Raw genomic sequence first — 17,944 nt, forward strand, 5'->3', positions numbered from 1 at the left:
TTGCTTGCGTCAACGATAGCCCGAGGCCTGCAGTTCGAACAATTCCGCATAACGCCCGCCCTGCGCCAGCAATTCCTCATGGGTACCGCTGGCTTCCAACTGGCCCTGTTCCAGCACCAGGATGCGGTCGGCCATGCGCACGCTGGAGAAGCGGTGCGAGATCAGCACGGCGGTGCGGTCGTCCGACAGTTCCTTGAAGCGTTGGAACACTTCGAACTCCGAGCGCGCATCCAGCGCCGCGGTGGGCTCGTCCAGGATCATCACTTGCGCATCGCGCATGTAGGCGCGGGCGATGGCGATCTTCTGCCACTGACCGCCGGAGAGATCCACGCCTGTTTTGAAGCGGCGCCCGACCAGCTGGTCGTAACCGTTGGGCAAGGTGGCGATGACTTCGTCGGCCATCGCCCGGCGCGCCGCGTCGCGGATGCGCGCGTCGTCGGCCATCGCGTCGATCTGACCCACGCCGATATTCTCGCCGGCGGTCAGGTTGTAGCGCACGAAATCCTGGAAGATCACCCCGATGTTGGCGCGCAGGTCCTCGATGTCGTACTCGCGCAAGTCCACGCCATCCAGCAGGATGCGGCCTTCGTCGGGGTCGTACAGCCGCGCCAGCAGTTTCACCAGCGTGGTCTTGCCGGCGCCGTTCTCGCCGACCAGCGCCAGCACCTCGCCGGCCCTTAGTTCGAAGCTGAGATGGCGCACCGCCCAGCGTTCCGCATCGGGATAGCGGAAACCCACATCCTCGAACACGAATCCGCGCACGATGGGTTTCGGTACGGCGACGGGGTTTTCCGGCGAAGTGATTTCCGGCTGGATCTCGAAGAAGGAGAACAGATCGTCCAGGTAAAGCGCCTGGCTGGCCACCTGCGAAAATCCTACTAGCAGCCCTTCCAGCAATTGCCGCAGGCGCCTGAAGCTGCCGGCCAGGAAGGTCAGGTCGCCGATGGTGAAATCGCCGCGCACCGTGCGCCAGGCGATATAGGCGTAGGCGATGTAGTAACCCAAGGTTCCCAGGGCTGCGAACAACGCGCCCCACACCGCGCGTCTCTTGGCCAGCGAGCGGTTCGCCTTGAAGAACTTGTCCGCCAGCGTGCGGTAGCGCGCGATCAGGAAATGGTGGAGATTGAATATCTTCACCTCCTTGGCGCTTTCCACGCTGGCGCCGGTCTGCTTCACGTACTCCAGCTGACGGCGCTCGGGGGTCCAGGCGAAATTCAGCGAATAACCCATCGCGTTGAAATGCGCTTCGCCGACGAAGGCCGGGATCAGCGCGACCGCGAGCAGCGCGATCAGCCAGGGCGCGTAGACCAGCAGGCCGGCCGCGAAACTGATGACGGTGATCGAATCCTGCACCTGGCCGAACAGCGTGCTCATCAGGTTCATGCGCCCCATGGTCTGGCGGCGCGCACGGTCCAGCTTGTCTTGCAGGTCGGGGTCTTCGAAGTCTTCCAGGTCCAGCGTCGCCGCATGTTCCATCAGGCGGATGCTGGTGGCGTTGGTGAACAGCTCTGACAGCAGCGAGTCCGCATAACTGACCATGCGCCCGAGCAGGTCCGACAGGATCGCCAGTGCGAACTCCAAGACCAGCAGCCACAGCAGATGGTCGAGCTGACCGCCACGCCAGGCCTCGCCCAGCGATTCGAAAGGCAGGCCCAGCGCCACCAGGCGCACGGCCTCGTCGATGATGAGCTTACCGATGTACAGCGTGATGATGGGCAGCACCGCGCGGATCAGGCGCAGGCCCAGGCTGGAAATCGTCAGCCAAGGGCTGGTCTGCCAGATCTGCTTGAGGAACGGCGGCAGGTTGCGCATCGCCTTGAAGCGCTCGCGCAGGCTGGGACCGGATTTGCCCTGCCTGGAATGGGCGGTGGCCGGCGCAGTCGGGGCAGGGGTCGGTTCGGCCATGCCGCATTGTGCCGTGGGTGGCGCGAATTACGAAATCGAGAGGCCGACTATCGTTCGTCCAGTCGCAAGGTGAGGCATTTGGCTGCGCCGCCCGCCTTCAGGAATTCGTCCAGCGGCGTCTCGATGACTTCGAATCCCGCTTTGGCCAAAGTCGCCTTCAATTCGCCGCTGGCGCGGTTGACCACCACGGTCGTGCCGATGTTGACGGCATTGCAGGCGAAGGCGAGGGCATCCTGTTCGGATACGGCGATGCGGCGGGATTCGGGTATGCGGGAGGCGATGGCGCCTACGGCCTCGGCATCGAAGGCGGGCGGGTAGTACAGCAGCCAGCCGCCGCTCAACGGACAGAAGCAGGTATCCAGGTGATAGAAACGAGGATCCGACAGGCGCAGGGCGATGGTTTCCAAGTCGAACATCGCCGCGATCTCCTGCGCGATGCCCGCATCGCTGCGATGGCCATGGCCCAACCATAGCCTGGGCGCCTCACGGTCGAGCAGCGCGTCACCAGCGCCTTCGAAATCCATGTCCGCGGGTAGCTGGCGAATGGCGAATCCCTGTTGCGCGAACCATTCGGTGAACAGAGCCTCTTCGCCACGCCGCTGCGCATGGCGGAAGCGGCTGGGTACGAACACATCGCCCAGCACCAGTCCCGCATTGGCGGTGAAGGGCATGTCGGGCAGATCTTCGCCGGGCGCGACCAGGTCGATTCGCGCCAGACCGGACAGGACCTCGTGCAGCGCCGACCATTGCGATTGCGCACGGGCGGGGTCCGTCGAGTGCAGGTTCCCCTCCATCCAGGGATTGATCACGTAGTCCACCGCGAAATGCGTGGGTGGACACATCAGGAAGCGGGGATTGGCGGGCATAGGCGATTCCGGTGGGTTCGAGCAACGTTGCGGCAATACCGTCTCCGGCGCAATGACGGCCCGCCACTCAGGTAAAATCCGGTTTTGCAGCCCAGCCAGCCACAGAGCCAGTCGTGAGTCCAGATTCCTCCACTGCGATCAAGCAGGAAGATTTTATCCAGAGCGTCGCCGACGCCCTGCAGTACATCAGTTATTACCATCCGGTCGATTACATCCGCAATCTCGCCGCCGCCTACGAGCGCGAGGAGTCGGAAGCGGCCAAGGACGCCATCGCCCAGATCCTGATCAATTCGCGCATGTGCGCCGAGGGCCACCGGCCGATTTGCCAGGACACCGGCATCGTCACCGTGTTTTTGCAGATCGGCATGGATGTGCGCTGGGCCGACGCGACCATGGGCGTCGAGGACATGGCCAACGAAGGCGTGCGCCGCGCGTACAACCACCCGGACAACAAACTACGGGCCAGCGTGCTGGCCGACCCCGCCGGCAAACGTACCAACACCAAGGACAACACACCGGCCGTGGTCAATATGAAAGTCGTCCCGGGCAATACGGTCGATGTGATCGTGGCGGCCAAGGGCGGCGGTTCGGAAGCGAAATCCAAGTTCGCCATGCTCAATCCCTCCGACTCCATCGTCGACTGGGTGTTGAAGACCGTGCCGACCATGGGTGCGGGCTGGTGTCCGCCGGGCATGCTGGGCATAGGCATCGGCGGCACCGCCGAGAAGGCGATGCTGCTGGCCAAGGAAGCGTTGATGGAACCCATCGACATCACCGACCTGCAGGCGCGCGGCGCTTCCAACCGTGCCGAGGAGTTGCGGCTGGAACTGTACGAGAAGGTCAACGCGCTCGGTATCGGTGCGCAGGGCCTGGGCGGCCTGACCACGGTGCTGGACATCAAGGTCAAGGACTTCCCCACCCACGCCGCCAACCTGCCGGTCGCGCTGATTCCCAATTGCGCGGCCACGCGGCATGCGCATTTCACTCTGGACGGCAGCGGCCCGGTGATGCTGGAGCCGCCTTCGCTGGAAGACTGGCCGAAGCTGACCTACGACACTTCGAAAGGCCGCCGCGTGGACCTGGATACGATCACCGCCGAGGACGTCGCCAGCTTCAAGCCCGGCGAAGTGCTGCTGCTCAACGGCAAACTGCTGACCGGTCGCGACGCCGCGCATAAGCGCATGGTGGAAATGCTCAATCGCGGGGAAGCGCTGCCGGTGGATTTCAAAGGCCGCTTCATCTATTACGTCGGTCCGGTCGATCCGGTACGCGATGAAGTGGTCGGCCCGGCAGGCCCGACCACGGCCACGCGCATGGACAAGTTCACCGAGCAGGTACTGGCGCAGACGGGTTTGATGGGCATGGTCGGCAAGGCCGAGCGCGGACCGGCGGCGATCGAGGCGATCAGGAAACACAAGTCCGTCTACCTGATGGCCGTCGGCGGCGCCGCCTATCTGGTGTCGAAAGCGATCAAGGCCGCACGCGTGGTCGGTTTCGCCGATCTGGGCATGGAAGCGATCTACGAATTCGAAGTGAAGGACATGCCGGTGACTGTCGCCGTCGACAGCGCTGGCGAGTCCGTGCACAAGACCGGTCCGCGCGAGTGGCAGGCGCGGATAGGCAAGATTCCCGTTGTGGTGGAATGATTTTTTTCCTCCTTCTCCCTCCGGGAGAAGGTGCCGAAGGCGGATGAGGGTACGGCAAAGTCTGGATGATTCACCTCTCATGATTTCGCCGTACCCTCACCCCAACCCCTCTCCCGTAGGAGAGGGGCTCAGAACTTTCAGGAGTTTGAATGTCGACGACACTTTATGGTTCGCGCAGCACTGCCAGCCTGGTCGTGCACTGGCTGCTGATCGAACTCGATGTTCCGCACACTCTGCATCTGCTCGATTTCGACAAGCAGGAACAGAAATCGGCCGAATACCTGAAACTCAATCCGGCCGGTGTGGTGCCCACGCTGGTGCAGGACGGGCAGACCATCACCGAGGCGCCGGCGATCGTCATGCATCTGGCCGACAGCCATCCGGCAGCCGACCTCGCGCCGCTGCCCGGTTCGCCAGCGCGCGCCCAGTACTACCGCTGGACGTTGTTCATGGCCAACACATTGCAGCCGGCGTATCGGGCCTGGTTCTATCCACCCGAGATCGCCGGCGCGGACAACGTCGAAGCGGTCAAACAGCACGCACGCCTGAAGATCGAAAGCGCCTGGCAGCGGGTCGCCGATCACCTCGAGGCCAATGGTCCCTATCTGCTAGGCGAAAAGCTGTCCGCCGCCGACTTCCTGCTGACCATGCTGATGCGCTGGTCGCGCAATATGCCAAAACCTTCGGATGAATGGCCCGCATTGCAGGCCTATGCGCAGCACATGAAGGCGCGCCCCGCCTTCAAGGAAGTCTACGCACGCGAAGGATTGACCGACTGGACCTGAGCTTCAGGCCACGTAGTCGTCGTAGTCCTTCTTTCTGCGGAACGGCATCAGGTGCTGTTCCATGATGCCGCGCGGGACGGTCTCCAGCTTCATCACGCCGTATTCCTGCGGCCACTCCTCCTGCTTGCGCGGCAGCTTGAAAGTGCCCATCAGCATGTCGACCAACGGCAGGTGGATGGCGTAATTGACGTCGATGTACTCCTTTTGACGCGCGTGGTGCCAGTGGTGGTAGCGCGGCAGCACCAGCAGGTATTCCAGCGGCCCGAAGCGTATGCCCAGATTGGCGTGCGCGAGCACCGCCTGCAGGCCCACCAGCACCACGTAGGCATTCACGGCCGAGGCCGAGAAACCCAGGATCAATAACGGCAGCAGCACCGCGCTGCGGGTCATCACGATCTCCACGAAATGGATGCGCGAACCCGCCAGCCAGTCCATCTCGCGGCTGGAGTGGTGCACGGCGTGGAAGCGCCAGAGCCAGGGGATGTTGTGGTAAGCGCGATGCAGCAGCGCCTGGGCCAGATCGGCCACGAAGACGGCGATGAGGAATTGTCCCCATACCGGCAACGACTGGATCGCGGCCTTGAGCGAGGGAAACATGGCCAGGCCGGCAATGGTCGAGGTCGAGGCGGTGACCAGGATCAGAATGAACTGCACCAGCACGTGACTCATGAAGAAGTAGGCCAGATCGGTGCGCCAACCGGGCCGCAGCGGCGAGATATCGCGCTTGCCCAGGAAACGCTCCATCGGCACGAATACCAGCGCCGAGAAGAACAGCGAGATCACGAACCAGTCCAGCCCCAGCGAATAGGAGGTCTTGCCGATCGAGTCGAACTGCACGTTGGTCCCGCCCACCAGCACGGCCAACGTCGCGCTGCCCACGCCGATCAGCGCGATGCGTCGGTTGCGGCCACGCAGGATGGCGAGCGTACCCAACAGGAAAGCGGCGACCAGACCCACCAGCAGCAGGTTCCTGGCGAAGGTTTCGCTGTAGACCGCGCGGAACTCCCTGCTGGTCAGCAGTTCGGGGAAATGGAAGCACAGCACGCCGAACAGACTCAGCAATCCCAGCAGGGCGGAGCTATAGGCGGCGTAGGAGCGTTTGGGACGCGGTAAGCTGGACATACGGATCGCGGCGGAAGGCTGTGGGCGGAAGGCACGAATAGTCCACTGCCTGCAGGCATCATTCAAGCGCCCTTGGATTCGGCGCGGATGTCCGCATCTACCTGCCACACACATTCCGAGGGCAACCATGCGCGGCGCACTCATCCAGGACCATGGCGAGATAGATCGGCTCCTTTCCGGCATGCGCCGAATCGCGGTGCTGGGCATCAAGCCCGAGACCCACGCGGCGCAGCCCGCGCACATGATCCCCGCCTACCTGCATCGCGTGGGTTACGAGGTGATTCCGGTGCCGGTTTATTACCCGGAGGTCACCGAGATCCTGGGCAGGCCGGTGTGGCGCGCGGTCAGCGACATCAAGGGGCGGGTAGACGTGCTGGACGTGTTCCGCAAATCCAGCGACTTGTCCCCGCATCTGCCGGACATCCTGAAAGCGCGTCCGCGTACGGTTTGGCTGCAGACCGGCATCCGCGACGACGCGTTCGCCGAATCGCTGCTGCGCGGCGGCATCAACGTGGTGCAGGACGAGTGCCTGATGGTGGAGCACCGGCGCTGGCGTAGCGAGCATTGATCCGCCACCAGCGCCTGTTCCGGCGGTGCGCCGGATCGAACGCTCAGAACCACTCGAGCAACGAGATGCCCAGGCCCACGTAAGTGGCCTTGTGGTTGTAGTCGATCAGGCTTTCGCCGTACCCATGGAACACTTGCAGGTGCCCGCGCAGGGTGCGGTCGATCGGGAAGCCCCAGTCCATCTGCAGCGATCCGTGCGAATCCTCGCCGCCGCGCAGCGAATGGCGGCCGACCAGCGAGAATTCGTGGCCGTTCTTGCTGTACACCAGCATCGCATCGCCGCGGCCGACGTAGTTCTCGATATCCGGATTGTCGTCGTCGTTGCCGTCGGAGATGCGCCACCAGGGGCGCACCACGAAGGCCCAGTTCTCGCGGTCCAAGCCCACGTTGAGGATCACCCGATTCCAGCTGCGCGACAGCGGATCGCTGCGGCCGTTGGATTGGTGGTTGATGCCGATGCCGGTCATGCGGCCTTTCCAACCGAACAGGCTGTAGTTGTTGTGGAAGACCAGCATCACTTCCGGTTCGTAATTGGTTTCGCGGAAAGGCCGCGACTCCTCGCCGTTGTAGACCTGCCAGCGCGAACTCTGGGTGTAGGCGCCCCACAGGTCGCCGTTGTCGCCGAACAGGTTCTCGGCGAACTTGGTCTTGAAGCTGAGCTGGAACTTCGCCTCCACGCTGGTGAGGTTCTGCGGGGTCTCGACCGTGTTGTCGGGATTGGGCGAAGACGGGGTTTCGTTGACGTTGCTGGTCCAGAACGCCGGGAATAGATAGACCGGCTTATAGGCGCGCATCTGGAACACGCCGAGCTTGGAGTCCTTGGCCAGTTCCCAGCGGCTGTCCAGCAGCGAGCCTTTGCCGGCATTGGCGCGCGCTTCGGCGTATTGATCGTCGTTGCCGAATAGCGAACCTAGACGGTGGCGCGCGCGTTCGCTCAGCGGCGCCGAGCCATCCGGCGCAGCCGCCTTGCGTTCCTGCTTGGCGAGTTCGGCGGCCAGTTCGGCAGCGGCATCGGCGGCCTGCGTGTCGCTGGCCGCGCGTCCCAGCGCCTGGTCGTAGCAGGCCAGGCGGGTCGCATCGGTTTCTATCGCCACGCAGGCTTCAGGCGTGGCGGGCGCAGGCGCGGTCTGTGCCATCGCAATGGACGAGGCGGCCATAGCCGAAGCCAGGAGGCTGAACTGGAAACGGTTCGGAATCATGCGGTACTCACAGTTGCGATTTGAGGGGGAGAACGAACTTCTCCATCAGTTTCTCCTTTAAAGGCCGTTGCTGCCACATCTGATGTGTGTAAAGCGTGGAATGCCGCAGATCATTCTCGAAGACCGCGGCCATTTCCTCGGCGAACGCGGGATCGTAGAGATTGAGGCTGGCTTCGTCGTTGAGCCGGAACGAACGTATATCGAAGTTGGTGGAACCTACCGAAACCAGTTTGCGGTCCACGATCAACATCTTGGTATGCAGCATGGTCGGCTGATACTCGCTCATCTCTATTCCGGCCAAGAGCAGGTCTTCCCATCCTGCCCGGGAGGCGAGGCGGACGGCATCCGAATCGATATGCGCACCGGGCAACAGGATGCGTATGCGCACACCGCGCTTCCGGGCCACCAACAGCGCCTGGACTATCAATTGGTCCGGGACGAAGTAGGAAGCGGCCAGGTCGATGGACTGTTCGGAAGCGGCGATGGCCATCAGGTACATCAAGTGCATGCTTTCGCTGCCGCCCGAAGGGGAGGCGATGAACAGATGCGCGTCGACGTCGCCGACCGACTGCAGCTCCGGGAAATAAGCCGGTCCGTTCAATACTTCGCCCGTGGTCTTGATCCAGTTGTCGTTGAAGGCGGCCTGCATCTGCGCAACGGCCGGACCCTCGATGCGGAAATGGGAATCGCGCCAGTGGTCGGGATCCTGGGCGTGGCCGGACCACTGGTCTGCCACGCCGACGCCGCCGGTGAATCCTATGCGGCCGTCGACCACCAGCAGCTTGCGGTGGGTGCGGTTGTTGATGCGGCCCAGCGTGTACCAATGCAACGGACGGTAGCGGTGGATGCGTACCCCGGCGCCGCGCATCTGGTCCAGCAGCTCATCGTCCATCTTGATGCTGCCGGCCCAGTCGATGATCACGTTGACCGGAATGCCGGCCTTGGCGCGCTCGGACAGGGCGGCGGTGAATTGTTTCCCGACTTCGCCGGACCAGTAGATGTAGGTCTCGAAGGTGATTGAAGTCCTGGCCGCGCCGATCGCTTCCAGCATCGCCGGAAAAATCTGATCGCCATTCTGCAGCGACTTCACCCGGTTGCCCGGCAAAATGGTCGGTCCCAGCATCACCGACATTTCGCGCCTGAATTCCGGATCGGAGATCGCGTACCGATGCGCTACCGGTTTCTCCAGTTTTTTCTCCGGGGTGGCGAAGTTCATCGCCAGCACCACGCACAGCGTCGTGATCGCCACCGTTATCGCGATCGTCCACGCCACACGCTTGCGGCTCCAATTCTTCCGAATCATCGTTCTCCCCCGACTAGGGGAGTATCCGGAGCCAGGTATTGGTGTGGGGTGAAGCCGTCGCCCGGATCAGACGAACCAGGCGAATGCGAACAAGCCCAACATCGCGAATGCCAGGCCCAACTTGAGCACCGTGCCCAGCAGGATGCCCAACCAGGTTCCCAGGCCTACCTTGGCGGCTTGGCCGATTTCACGTCCGTGCCACAGCTCACCCAACAACGCGCCGACGAAGGGCCCGGCGAACAGGCCGATAGGACCGAAGAACAATCCGGCGAAGGTTCCCAGCACCGCGCCGAGCAGCGCCTTCTTGCTGGCGCCCACGCGTTTTGCGCCGATCAAAGTAGCGAAGAAATCCACGCCTACCGAAAGCAGGGTCAGCAAGCCCAATATCACCAGCGTGACCCAGCCGATCTGCTGGAAGTCGCCGGCCCAGGCCGCCAGCAGCATGCCTGCGAACACCAGCGGCAGGCCAGGCAGGGCAGGCAGGATCACCCCCGCAATGCCCACCAGAACCAAGATCACCGCCAGCGCGTAATACAACGACTGCAATTCCAAGAATTTCTCCCCATTAAATCAATAACTTAGATGTATCGCGAAGGTTGGCGGAATTATTGCATTTTCAGAAATAGCGGGTTACTGTTCAGCCGCTGCGCTTGCCAAGGTCACCGTGCATTGTGGCCTGATGCGGTCGAACCATGTTCCGCTACAACGTTACACGCTTCCTCCTTGCAACCAGCCGCCGGAGCAACGGCGTATCCACCAACCGTTCCAGGGAGTTAGCAGAAATGGCAGATCGCGAAAACGGTACCGTCAAATGGTTCAACGACGCCAAGGGCTTCGGCTTCATCAGCCGCGAGAATGGCGAGGATGTGTTCGTGCATTTCCGCGCCATCCAAAGCCAGGGCTTCAAGAGCCTCAAGGAAGGACAGAAGGTCAGCTTCACCGTCGTCCAAGGGCAGAAAGGCCTGCAGGCCGACGCAGTGGAAGCGCTCTGATCGCACGACCCGCGTCTTCCACGTAGAAGCGAAACAAAAAAAGCCCGGCATTGCGCCGGGCTTTTTTTGGTCGGATCAGTTCTGCTGTGGCGTGTTTTCCGCGAAATATTCGTGGCTGTCGGCGTTCTGGATGGCGCTCGCGGGGTCGCTCAATGCCAGGCTCTTGGCGCCGCTCTGGCCGTAAACGATATCGTCCGTACCGGCCACGGCATTGAAGTGGCTGGTTTCATGGATGAGGGTGCCGGCCTTGGAGTCGGTGCCGGTCAACGGTGCGTTCCAGAAAGCGCGGCAGACGAAGATCTCGTAGGGACGGGTCGGATACACATAGGCGTAGTAGCTCTGGTTGCATCCGCAGTTGATCTTTATCTGCCCGGCGTTCTGGTCGAGCGCGGTATCGATAGCGGTGAAATTGCCGCGAACCGTGCTGTAGCGGCTGCTGGTATACGCACCGAACCAAGTGCCATAGCGAGGGCCGGTGGCGCCGGAATTCAGGTAGTTCTTGGCGTTCTCGGAATAGTTGCGCGCCGCGATGACCGCATTGCCCGCCGTGCTGATCTGGGTGGTTGAGCAGCCTACGTAGCTGACTCCGTTCACCACGGTGCCGCCGCTGCCGGGTTTACCCTTGGCGGCTTTCGCCGCGCCCAGTACGTCGCTGCCATCCACCCACAATTTCAGCGGCTGGCTGCGCATCACCATGGGCGTGCCGCGTTCGCTACGCAGCATGCTGCCGTCGGAAAGCGAGGCGTACTGCAAGGGCGATGCCAGGGCGACTTCGTAGTTGCCGCTCTTGGAAAGATCGTAGGAGGACGAGAGGTCCACCACCGTGCGCAGACTTTGTTGCGGACGCAGGATCGCGAAATCCTCGGCCTGCGGCAGGCCGCGCTTGACCTGCGCGCCTTCGTAAGCGACGGGCTTTCCATCCTGGGTGATGCGGAAGAGGCTGGTTTCCGGGAAATCGGAAGGCAGCTGCCACTTGGGCACACGGACCACTTTGTTGCTGGTGTTGGTGATCACGATTTCCACGGCGCCCAGCAGGTCGCCGGCTTTGGCGTTCACGGCCGCGATGCGGACCTGCAAGGGATTGAACGGAGCATTGCGCGGAGCGGCTACGGCTGCAGCGACTGCAATTGCGGTGGCGAGCACCGTGCTGGTGGCGAGCGTACGACCAAGTGCCTTGTTCATCTGTCAGTCCTTTTATGTAATGGGAATAACACCGTCCGTGCTGCGGACAAAGGAAGATACTGCGAAAAACGATCGTGGTAGTGATGCCGTGCAACACGAATCGCCCGGGATATGATCCAACCGGCCAGGTCGGTGCAGCGGAGGGTGTGTTCATATGATGATTTCGCGCAAGTCCCAGAAAACCTCGATGGTCTCGATCGTGCTGGCGCTGGTTCTGACCGGCTGTGCAGCGCGTGAAGCGGGTTCCGCGACAGGAAATGCGGATCCGTCCGGCAAGCCTGCCGCTGCGGAAGTGCAGCGTATCCGCGGAGAAGCCTTGATCGGCAAGGATGGTTATGGGCTCACGCCGTGCGGTAGCGATCGACAGCGCATTCTCACGCTTTCTCCGCAGTCCCAAATTTTCCTGGATCGCTTTCTGCAGTCCGGAGGCAAGCTGGAATTCTTTCTGGATGCCTGGGTAAGGGAGAAAGAAGACAAGCTGGAAGTGGTTGCGATCGAACGTGCGCACACCGAAGGTGCACGTTGCGGTTCCGCGCCGGAGGCGGCGCAATTCGTCGCCAGCGGAACCGAGCCCTTCTGGTCCTTGCAGCTCTCGCCGACCGGTTGGCTGCTGCAGCGACCGGACAATCCGCCCCTACAGGTGGTGGCCCCGACAAAGGTCGGCGCAGGCTACGCCTGGACGTCGGTTGCTCCCAAGGGGGCGGTGGAAATACTGCCCGGCTATTGCGCCGATGGAATGGCCGATGCGGCGTCGGCCTGGCAGGCGAAGATCAACCTGGGCGAACTGCAACTGGCCGGTTGCGCGCATCGCGGCGAGCTGCCGTTGCCCTAAGAAAAAGGCCCGCATTGCGGGCCTTTTTCATCGGCGATCCGACAGCCGCTGTTAGCGCAATACCACCTTGCCGTTGACCACGCGAACATAGGTGTTTTCGCGGATACCGGCCAGGTCGCGCTGGTTGATGACGACCGTACGACCGTCGTCCATGCGCACATGCACATCGTAACTGTCACCCGTGGTGCGCTTCTGGATGGCGTTGCCGGCGACGGCGCCGCCGACTGCGCCCGCCACGGTGGCGATGTTCTGGTTGCCCTTGCTGCCGCCGGTCTTGTCGGAGATTTCATGGCCGGCGATCGCGCCGACGATGCCGCCGAGCACGGCGCCGGTCTTGGACGGCGCGGTGCGGCCGGAGCTGACGGTATCGATACGGGTCACGATGCCGCAGTCGTAGCAGCGCGCGGATGACGAGGCGGGCGACGGGCTGCCGTAACCATAATTGGGTGAAGTGGTGGCGCAACCGGCCAGTGCAACGGCCGCGATGGCACCCACGGCGAGCAGACGGATTTTCATGCGATTCTCCTTAGAGCCCTCACAGGCTGCGGCGGTTGAAAGTGGTCGCGGGTCTGCACCGCAGCCCCCGCTACCTGGAGCCATGCTGTCCGTCATTGCATGAACCAGGCGTCAATCCCTACCAAGATCGGACTATTGGCGGAAAAGCGTCAGCGGGAATTCAGCCGCGGAAATCCTGATGGCAGGCCTTGCAGGCTTCCTCTATCTGCTTGACCGCAGCTTCCACGCCGGGACAGCCGAGCGGCGGCGACGCCAACACGCCGTCCAGCGTCGCGCGCAATTTTCCCGCATGCTGGGCGAAGCGCGCGTCTTCCTTTATGCCGGGAAAGGCGGGCTCGAGATCATTGGCCATCGACCGCAATGTCTGCAGGTGCGGCAGTACGTCCGACGCGCTGCAGCGATTGGCCGTCGCGGTCGAACGCAGCTGCTCGACATGGGCTTGCATGACGTGCATCGCCGCCTCGGGGAAACGGTCTTCCCAGGTCTTGCGTCCTTCGATCGCCCGCAACACCATCACCACGCCGATGATTCCGATGACCAGCCCAATCAGGAAAAGGAACAGATAACGCGTGGCGTTGGACGGTGGCGTGGGCTGGCTGGACATAAGCTTGCTTCCTTGGGTTGTCGTGCCGAAATAGTACGACGCGCGTCACGGGTTCCGCCACGTCTACAATAGTGAGATGAAGAAAGAACTACGCGAACGTTTCGCCGGTATCGACCGGTTGTACGGCCAGGGGGCGGTGGAAAAATACGCCGGCAGCCGCGTGGCCGTGGTCGGCATGGGGGGCGTGGGTTCGTGGGTGGTGGAGGCGCTGGCCCGCTCCGGAGTGGGGCATCTCACCTTGATCGACGCCGACGATATCTGCGTCTCCAACACCAATCGCCAGTTGCCTGCGCTGCAGGGCCAGTATGGCCGCAACAAGTCCGAAGCCATGGCGGACCGCTGCCGTGCGATCAATCCGCTGATCCAGGTGGACGCGGTGCCCATGTTCCTGACCGGCGGCAATCTGGAAGAGCTGCTGGACCGGGAGTTCGATCTGGTGCTGGACGCTTGCGACAGCTTCCGTACCAAGGTCGAGATGATCGCCTGGTGCCGCCGGCGCAAGCTACCTATCGTAGTCTCCGGCTCTGCCGGTGGACGCACCGATCCCACCCAGATACGGCTGCGCGATCTGTCGCGTACCGAGCACGACGCCTTGTTGGCGCTGATCCGGAAAAAGCTGCGCAGCGAGTTCAATTTCCCCAAGAATCCGGATCGCTATTTCGGCGTGCAGGCGGTGTATTCGCTGGAGAACGTCAAGTACCCGCAGGCCGATGGCAGCGTCTGCGGCGTGCGTCCGCAGCTGGGCGCGGATGCGGCGTTGAAATTGGATTGCGGCGCAGGTCTCGGAGCGGCCACGCATATCACCGGCGCCTTCGCCTTCGCCATGGTCGCCAAAGCGCTGGAGCTGCTGTTGAAGAAGCAGCCTCTTGCAGCTGAGCGGTAGGGGCGTCGTAGGGGCGGTAGGAGCGACGTGAGTCGCGAAGAGGCTTCTCCATAGAACGCTATTTCGCGACTCACGTCGCTCCTACCGCCCTTCCAGCTCCTGCGTCGTATTGGGTAGGTTGAAAAGACGCCGGGCATTGGCGGTGGTCGCCGTCGCTATCGCTTCAGCATTCACGCCGCGCAAATCTGCGATCGTCTGACACACGTACGCGAGCCTCGCCGGCTCATTGCGCTGGCCGCGGATTTCCGCATCGGGCTGGTCGGGCGCGTCGGTTTCCAGCAACAGGTATTCCAGCGGCATATGCGCGATCAATCCGCGCAGGCGATTGGCCCGGGTATAGGTCGCCGGGCCGCCGATACCGATCAGAAAACCCAGCTGCCACAGTTGCTGTGCCTGTTCCGGACTGCCGGAAAAACTGTGCACCACGCCTCGCAACTTGCCGATGCGCTTGAACGACGCGATCACCGCATCCACCGCGCGCCGCGCATGCACGATCACCGGCAAATCGAAATCGTGCGCCAGCGCCAGCTGTCCATCGAAATAGAGTTGCTGCGCGTCTGCGTCCAGACCCTCGACGAAGAAATCCAGCCCGCATTCGCCTACCGCCAAGGGGCGTTCGCGGGCGATCCACTCGCCGAGTTGCGGCAGGTGTTCCGGCTTATGCGCGTCCAGGAACATCGGATGCAGGCCATAGGCAGGAAACAGGCCGCTATCCGTTCGGCAGATATCGCGGAGCTGAGGCCAGTGCTCGGCATCGACCGCCGGAACCACCTGCTGGACGACTCCGGCGGCGCGGGCGCGGCGGATTACCGCTACGCGATCGGCATCGAATTCGGATGCGTCCAGGTGGCAATGGCTGTCTACCAGCATGCTTCATGCCTATCGCGGAGGATCGTTCGAATCTATGACGGTGGGGCTTTTCCGGTTCTTCCAGTTGGCCAGCAGCAGCGTGCCCAGACCCAGCAGAATCTCGTCGACCAACGGTATCGGATCGGGGATAAACAGCGTGATCGCGAACAGCGCAGCGGTAATCTTGAACAGGGTCGGGTAGCGCAGTTTTCTGGCCCAGTTCAGCAGGGGCAACAGGAGAGGAGTAGCCATTTGTCTGATTCGGAAGTGGTGTGACGGAGGACACGCTACCACGAGCAATGGTCTCCGAGCTGGTTCACGCTACGGGCGGTTTCGGCAGGTCGAAACCGGTTGTCGTTCAGCTATGTCGTGCTGCAATTGACCTATCGATAACGCGGGGGCCGCCCGCCTGGAGATTGGCATGAAAAGCAATACCACCACGATCCTCATCGCAACTGGCGCGCTGCTTTTCGGCGGCATCGCCACTGCGGCTTATATGAATAATCGCGATAAGCCTGCCGAGTTCGTCAATGCCAATACCGGCGAGCCGGTGGGCGATGGCACCGATACCGCTCTGGACCAGGCTTCCCTCGACAACCAGATCGAACCGAGCACTCTGCAGTATGCGGAAGTGGTCAAGGTCGACCCCATCACCAACAAGAACAAGATCTACGCCACCGTGATCGGCAGCGAGCCGGTGCGGGAAACCACCACCACCAATACTCCGCGCGAAGTGTGCAACGACGTGGTAGTGCAGGAACGCCTGCCCGAGCGCGACGGCAACGCCGGCGGCACGGTCGCAGGCGCGGTGATCGGCGGCCTGCTGGGCAACCAGGTGGGTGGCGGCAACGGCAAGAAGGCCGCGACCGCGGCGGGCGCCGTGGTCGGCGGCGTAATCGGCAACAAGGTAGACAAAAACCATGTCGGTGGCCGGGTGGTCAGCCGCACCGAGCGCCAGTGCCACACCGAGAACACCAGCTCCGAGTCCTCGCGCGTGACCGGTTACAACGTGACCTATCGTAATGCCGACGGCACCACCGGCACCATGCGCATGGGCAGCAAGCCCGGTACCCGCATCGCCATGGGCAACACCGACAAGGTGGTGGGCTACGACGTGACCTACCGCTTCGACGGCGAAGAGAAGACCATCCGCATGGACGAGAAGCCGGGCGACCGCCTGCCAGTCGTCGATGGACAGGTCGTCACCCAGACCGCTTCGGTGGAAGGCGACAGCAAGGGCTGAGCCGCTTCGGCGTATCAACTAGAAAGGCCGGCGATTTCGCCGGCCTTTCCGTTTGCGGTCGGCGGACTAGGGGGTTACGGCGCTACATAGGCGCCGAATACAATGGTGGACTGTCCGAAACCGGCTTCCCACGCATGGCCCTGAACCCCTACGACCTGTTCGACATCCGTTCCCTGCTCAGCGAAGAGGAGCGCGCGGTGCAGAACACGGTGGCGCGTTTCACCGACGAGCGTGTGCGTCCGATCATCGGCGACGCCTTCGACCAGGCCCGGTTTCCCAAGGAATTGGTGTCCGAGATCGCCGATCTGGGCCTGCTGGGCTCTTCCCTGCCGGAACAGTACGGCGGCGGCGGCCTGAATGCGGTCAGCTACGGCCTGATCTGCCAGGAACTGGAGCGCGGCGATTCGGGCATCCGCAGCTTCGTCAGCGTGCAGTCCTCGTTGTGCATGTACCCCATCTACGCTTACGGCAGCGAAGAACAGCGCATGCGTTGGCTGCCGGACATGGCCGCAGGCAAGGTAATCGGTTGTTTCGGCCTGACCGAGCCGCAGGGCGGATCCGATCCGGCCAGCATGAAGACCAACGCCAAGCGAGATGGCGACGACTGGATCCTCAACGGCTCCAAGATGTGGATCACCAACGGCAATCTGGCCGATATCGCCATCGTCTGGGCGCAGACCGAGGACGGCATCCAGGGTTTCGTGGTGGAAAAGGATTTCGCCGGCTTCAAGGCCCAGGAAATCCACAAGAAGATGAGCCTGCGCGCCTCGGTCACTTCGGCGCTGTTCTTCGACAACGTGCGCGTGCCCGAAGCCAACCGCCTGCCCAATGTGAAAGGCCTCAAGGGTCCGCTGGGCTGCCTGACCCAGGCCCGCTACGGCATCACCTGGGGTCCGATCGGCGCGGCCATCGCCTGCCTGGACGAAGTGCTGGACTATACCAAGGAACGCATCCTGTTCGAGCGTCCGGTAGCCGCCACCCAGAGCGCGCAGATCAAGATGGCCGAGATGGCCCGCCGCATCACCCTGGCGCAGCTGCTTTCGCTGCAACTTGGTCGCCTGAAGGACGCCGGCAACATGCAGCCCGCCCAGGTATCGTTGGCGAAGTGGAACAACTGCCGCATGGCCATCGACATTGCCCGCGAATGCCGCGACCTGCTCGGCGGCGCCGGCATCACCACCGAGCACGCCGCGATCCGCCATGCATTGAACCTCGAGTCGGTCATCACCTATGAAGGCACGGAGACCGTGCACCAGTTGGTGATCGGGCGGGAGCTGACAGGTATAAACGCGTTCTGATCTGATTTTCCTTCTCCCATCGGGAGAAGGTGGCGCGAAGCGACGGATGAGGGCGTGAGAATGACGCACCAGCGATGGATTTGTACAAGCTGACAGTCCACACCCTCATCCGCCCTACGGGCACCTTCTCCCAGTGGGAGAAGGAACAGCGA

The 17,944-nt window shown here is 62.6% G+C and carries 19 protein-coding genes; 8 read left to right on the top strand and 11 right to left on the bottom strand.

The window, feature by feature from the left end:
* Window positions 1-9 precede the first annotated feature (9 nt).
* Both J2W94_RS03750 and J2W94_RS03755 read right to left on the bottom strand, forming a co-directional pair.
* Window positions 10-1,905 carry an ABC transporter ATP-binding protein gene (locus J2W94_RS03750; RefSeq protein WP_310090359.1) on the bottom strand — a complete coding sequence of 632 codons (1,896 nt, stop codon included), beginning with the start codon at window positions 1,903-1,905 and terminating at the stop codon, window positions 10-12.
* Between the two features lie 47 nt (window positions 1,906-1,952).
* On the bottom strand, window positions 1,953-2,771 hold the full coding sequence (locus tag J2W94_RS03755; RefSeq protein ID WP_310090360.1) for a dimethylarginine dimethylaminohydrolase family protein: 819 nt from the start codon (window positions 2,769-2,771) through the stop codon (window positions 1,953-1,955).
* Between the two features lie 113 nt (window positions 2,772-2,884).
* Here J2W94_RS03755 and J2W94_RS03760 point away from each other — a divergent pair, with 113 nt between their 5' ends.
* Window positions 2,885-4,417, top strand: coding sequence for a fumarate hydratase (locus tag J2W94_RS03760; RefSeq protein ID WP_310090361.1), 1,533 nt, complete (start codon window positions 2,885-2,887; stop codon window positions 4,415-4,417).
* Between the two features lie 149 nt (window positions 4,418-4,566).
* A complete protein-coding gene (locus tag J2W94_RS03765; RefSeq protein ID WP_310090362.1) occupies window positions 4,567-5,202 on the top strand; it encodes a glutathione S-transferase family protein in 636 nt (211 codons plus the stop codon).
* 3 nt (window positions 5,203-5,205) lie between these two features.
* On the opposite strand, the gene J2W94_RS03770 is transcribed toward J2W94_RS03765, so the two are convergent.
* Complete coding sequence (locus J2W94_RS03770; protein ID WP_310090364.1) at window positions 5,206-6,324, bottom strand: sterol desaturase family protein; 1,119 nt, start codon at window positions 6,322-6,324, stop codon at window positions 5,206-5,208.
* 127 nt (window positions 6,325-6,451) lie between these two features.
* Between J2W94_RS03770 and J2W94_RS03775 the strand changes: the two genes are divergently transcribed.
* Window positions 6,452-6,892: a CoA-binding protein gene (locus tag J2W94_RS03775; RefSeq protein WP_310090365.1), complete on the top strand. Its 441-nt coding sequence runs from the start codon at window positions 6,452-6,454 to the stop codon at window positions 6,890-6,892.
* 43 nt (window positions 6,893-6,935) lie between these two features.
* Here the strand turns inward: J2W94_RS03775 and J2W94_RS03780 are convergent, their stop codons facing one another.
* The 3 genes from J2W94_RS03780 to J2W94_RS03790 all read right to left on the bottom strand — a co-directional run bounded on the left by J2W94_RS03780 (window position 6,936) and on the right by J2W94_RS03790 (window position 9,945).
* Window positions 6,936-8,090 (bottom strand): phospholipase A, encoded by a 1,155-nt coding sequence (locus J2W94_RS03780; RefSeq protein WP_310090366.1) that lies wholly within the window; start codon window positions 8,088-8,090, stop codon window positions 6,936-6,938.
* A 7-nt stretch (window positions 8,091-8,097) separates the two neighbouring features.
* Complete coding sequence (locus J2W94_RS03785; protein ID WP_310091568.1) at window positions 8,098-9,306, bottom strand: phospholipase D-like domain-containing protein; 1,209 nt, start codon at window positions 9,304-9,306, stop codon at window positions 8,098-8,100.
* Between the two features lie 153 nt (window positions 9,307-9,459).
* Window positions 9,460-9,945: a DUF456 domain-containing protein gene (locus J2W94_RS03790; RefSeq protein WP_310090367.1), complete on the bottom strand. Its 486-nt coding sequence runs from the start codon at window positions 9,943-9,945 to the stop codon at window positions 9,460-9,462.
* Window positions 9,946-10,175: 230 nt separating this feature from the next.
* Here J2W94_RS03790 and J2W94_RS03795 point away from each other — a divergent pair, with 230 nt between their 5' ends.
* Complete coding sequence (locus tag J2W94_RS03795) at window positions 10,176-10,385, top strand: cold-shock protein (RefSeq protein ID WP_093280354.1); 210 nt, start codon at window positions 10,176-10,178, stop codon at window positions 10,383-10,385.
* A 75-nt stretch (window positions 10,386-10,460) separates the two neighbouring features.
* Here the strand turns inward: J2W94_RS03795 and J2W94_RS03800 are convergent, their stop codons facing one another.
* Window positions 10,461-11,567, bottom strand: coding sequence for a M35 family metallo-endopeptidase (locus tag J2W94_RS03800; RefSeq protein ID WP_310090368.1), 1,107 nt, complete (start codon window positions 11,565-11,567; stop codon window positions 10,461-10,463).
* A 154-nt stretch (window positions 11,568-11,721) separates the two neighbouring features.
* Here J2W94_RS03800 and J2W94_RS03805 point away from each other — a divergent pair, with 154 nt between their 5' ends.
* A complete protein-coding gene (locus tag J2W94_RS03805) occupies window positions 11,722-12,399 on the top strand; it encodes a hypothetical protein (protein WP_310090369.1) in 678 nt (225 codons plus the stop codon).
* A 51-nt stretch (window positions 12,400-12,450) separates the two neighbouring features.
* Here J2W94_RS03805 and J2W94_RS03810 read toward each other — a convergent pair whose 3' ends face one another.
* Entirely contained in the window at window positions 12,451-12,915 is a 465-nt protein-coding gene (locus J2W94_RS03810) for a glycine zipper 2TM domain-containing protein (RefSeq protein ID WP_310090370.1), read from the bottom strand.
* A 160-nt stretch (window positions 12,916-13,075) separates the two neighbouring features.
* A complete protein-coding gene (locus J2W94_RS03815) occupies window positions 13,076-13,519 on the bottom strand; it encodes a hypothetical protein (protein WP_310090371.1) in 444 nt (147 codons plus the stop codon).
* A gap of 76 nt (window positions 13,520-13,595) precedes the next feature.
* On the opposite strand from J2W94_RS03815, the gene J2W94_RS03820 reads away from it, so the two are divergent.
* Window positions 13,596-14,402, top strand: a complete 807-nt coding sequence (locus J2W94_RS03820) for a tRNA threonylcarbamoyladenosine dehydratase (RefSeq protein WP_310090372.1) — start codon at window positions 13,596-13,598, stop codon at window positions 14,400-14,402.
* An 81-nt stretch (window positions 14,403-14,483) separates the two neighbouring features.
* Here the strand turns inward: J2W94_RS03820 and J2W94_RS03825 are convergent, their stop codons facing one another.
* Both J2W94_RS03825 and J2W94_RS03830 read right to left on the bottom strand, forming a co-directional pair.
* Window positions 14,484-15,272, bottom strand: coding sequence for a TatD family hydrolase (locus tag J2W94_RS03825; protein ID WP_310090373.1), 789 nt, complete (start codon window positions 15,270-15,272; stop codon window positions 14,484-14,486).
* Window positions 15,273-15,281: 9 nt separating this feature from the next.
* Window positions 15,282-15,503, bottom strand: coding sequence for a DUF6116 family protein (locus J2W94_RS03830; RefSeq protein WP_310090374.1), 222 nt, complete (start codon window positions 15,501-15,503; stop codon window positions 15,282-15,284).
* Between the two features lie 169 nt (window positions 15,504-15,672).
* Between J2W94_RS03830 and J2W94_RS03835 the strand changes: the two genes are divergently transcribed.
* Together J2W94_RS03835 and J2W94_RS03840 are read left to right on the top strand one after the other, a co-directional pair.
* On the top strand, window positions 15,673-16,494 hold the full coding sequence (locus J2W94_RS03835) for a glycine zipper 2TM domain-containing protein (RefSeq protein ID WP_310090375.1): 822 nt from the start codon (window positions 15,673-15,675) through the stop codon (window positions 16,492-16,494).
* Window positions 16,495-16,628: 134 nt separating this feature from the next.
* Window positions 16,629-17,792, top strand: coding sequence for an acyl-CoA dehydrogenase family protein (locus tag J2W94_RS03840; protein ID WP_310090376.1), 1,164 nt, complete (start codon window positions 16,629-16,631; stop codon window positions 17,790-17,792).
* Window positions 17,793-17,944 lie beyond the last annotated feature (152 nt).

The organism is Pseudoxanthomonas sacheonensis (genome assembly GCF_031455975.1).
Lineage (GTDB): Bacteria > Pseudomonadota > Gammaproteobacteria > Xanthomonadales > Xanthomonadaceae > Pseudoxanthomonas_A > Pseudoxanthomonas_A sacheonensis_A.

Excerpts from the sequence above, each read along its gene's own strand:
- J2W94_RS03810 (WP_310090370.1), bottom strand. The coding sequence starts at position 12,915 with ATGAAAATCCGTCTGCTCGCCGTGGGTGCCATCGCGGCCGTTGCACTG.
- J2W94_RS03750 (WP_310090359.1), bottom strand. The coding sequence starts at position 1,905 with ATGGCCGAACCGACCCCTGCCCCGACTGCGCCGGCCACCGCCCATTCC.
- J2W94_RS03835 (WP_310090375.1), top strand. The coding sequence starts at position 15,673 with ATGAAAAGCAATACCACCACGATCCTCATCGCAACTGGCGCGCTGCTT.
- J2W94_RS03815 (WP_310090371.1), bottom strand. The coding sequence starts at position 13,519 with ATGTCCAGCCAGCCCACGCCACCGTCCAACGCCACGCGTTATCTGTTC.
- J2W94_RS03825 (WP_310090373.1), bottom strand. The coding sequence starts at position 15,272 with ATGCTGGTAGACAGCCATTGCCACCTGGACGCATCCGAATTCGATGCC.
- J2W94_RS03770 (WP_310090364.1), bottom strand. The coding sequence starts at position 6,324 with ATGTCCAGCTTACCGCGTCCCAAACGCTCCTACGCCGCCTATAGCTCC.
- J2W94_RS03780 (WP_310090366.1), bottom strand. The coding sequence starts at position 8,090 with ATGATTCCGAACCGTTTCCAGTTCAGCCTCCTGGCTTCGGCTATGGCC.
- J2W94_RS03795 (WP_093280354.1), top strand. The coding sequence starts at position 10,176 with ATGGCAGATCGCGAAAACGGTACCGTCAAATGGTTCAACGACGCCAAG.
- J2W94_RS03805 (WP_310090369.1), top strand. The coding sequence starts at position 11,722 with ATGATGATTTCGCGCAAGTCCCAGAAAACCTCGATGGTCTCGATCGTG.
- J2W94_RS03840 (WP_310090376.1), top strand. The coding sequence starts at position 16,629 with ATGGCCCTGAACCCCTACGACCTGTTCGACATCCGTTCCCTGCTCAGC.
- J2W94_RS03830 (WP_310090374.1), bottom strand. The coding sequence starts at position 15,503 with ATGGCTACTCCTCTCCTGTTGCCCCTGCTGAACTGGGCCAGAAAACTG.
- J2W94_RS03775 (WP_310090365.1), top strand. The coding sequence starts at position 6,452 with ATGCGCGGCGCACTCATCCAGGACCATGGCGAGATAGATCGGCTCCTT.
- J2W94_RS03765 (WP_310090362.1), top strand. The coding sequence starts at position 4,567 with ATGTCGACGACACTTTATGGTTCGCGCAGCACTGCCAGCCTGGTCGTG.
- J2W94_RS03785 (WP_310091568.1), bottom strand. The coding sequence starts at position 9,306 with ATGAACTTCGCCACCCCGGAGAAAAAACTGGAGAAACCGGTAGCGCAT.
- J2W94_RS03800 (WP_310090368.1), bottom strand. The coding sequence starts at position 11,567 with ATGAACAAGGCACTTGGTCGTACGCTCGCCACCAGCACGGTGCTCGCC.
- J2W94_RS03820 (WP_310090372.1), top strand. The coding sequence starts at position 13,596 with ATGAAGAAAGAACTACGCGAACGTTTCGCCGGTATCGACCGGTTGTAC.
- J2W94_RS03755 (WP_310090360.1), bottom strand. The coding sequence starts at position 2,771 with ATGCCCGCCAATCCCCGCTTCCTGATGTGTCCACCCACGCATTTCGCG.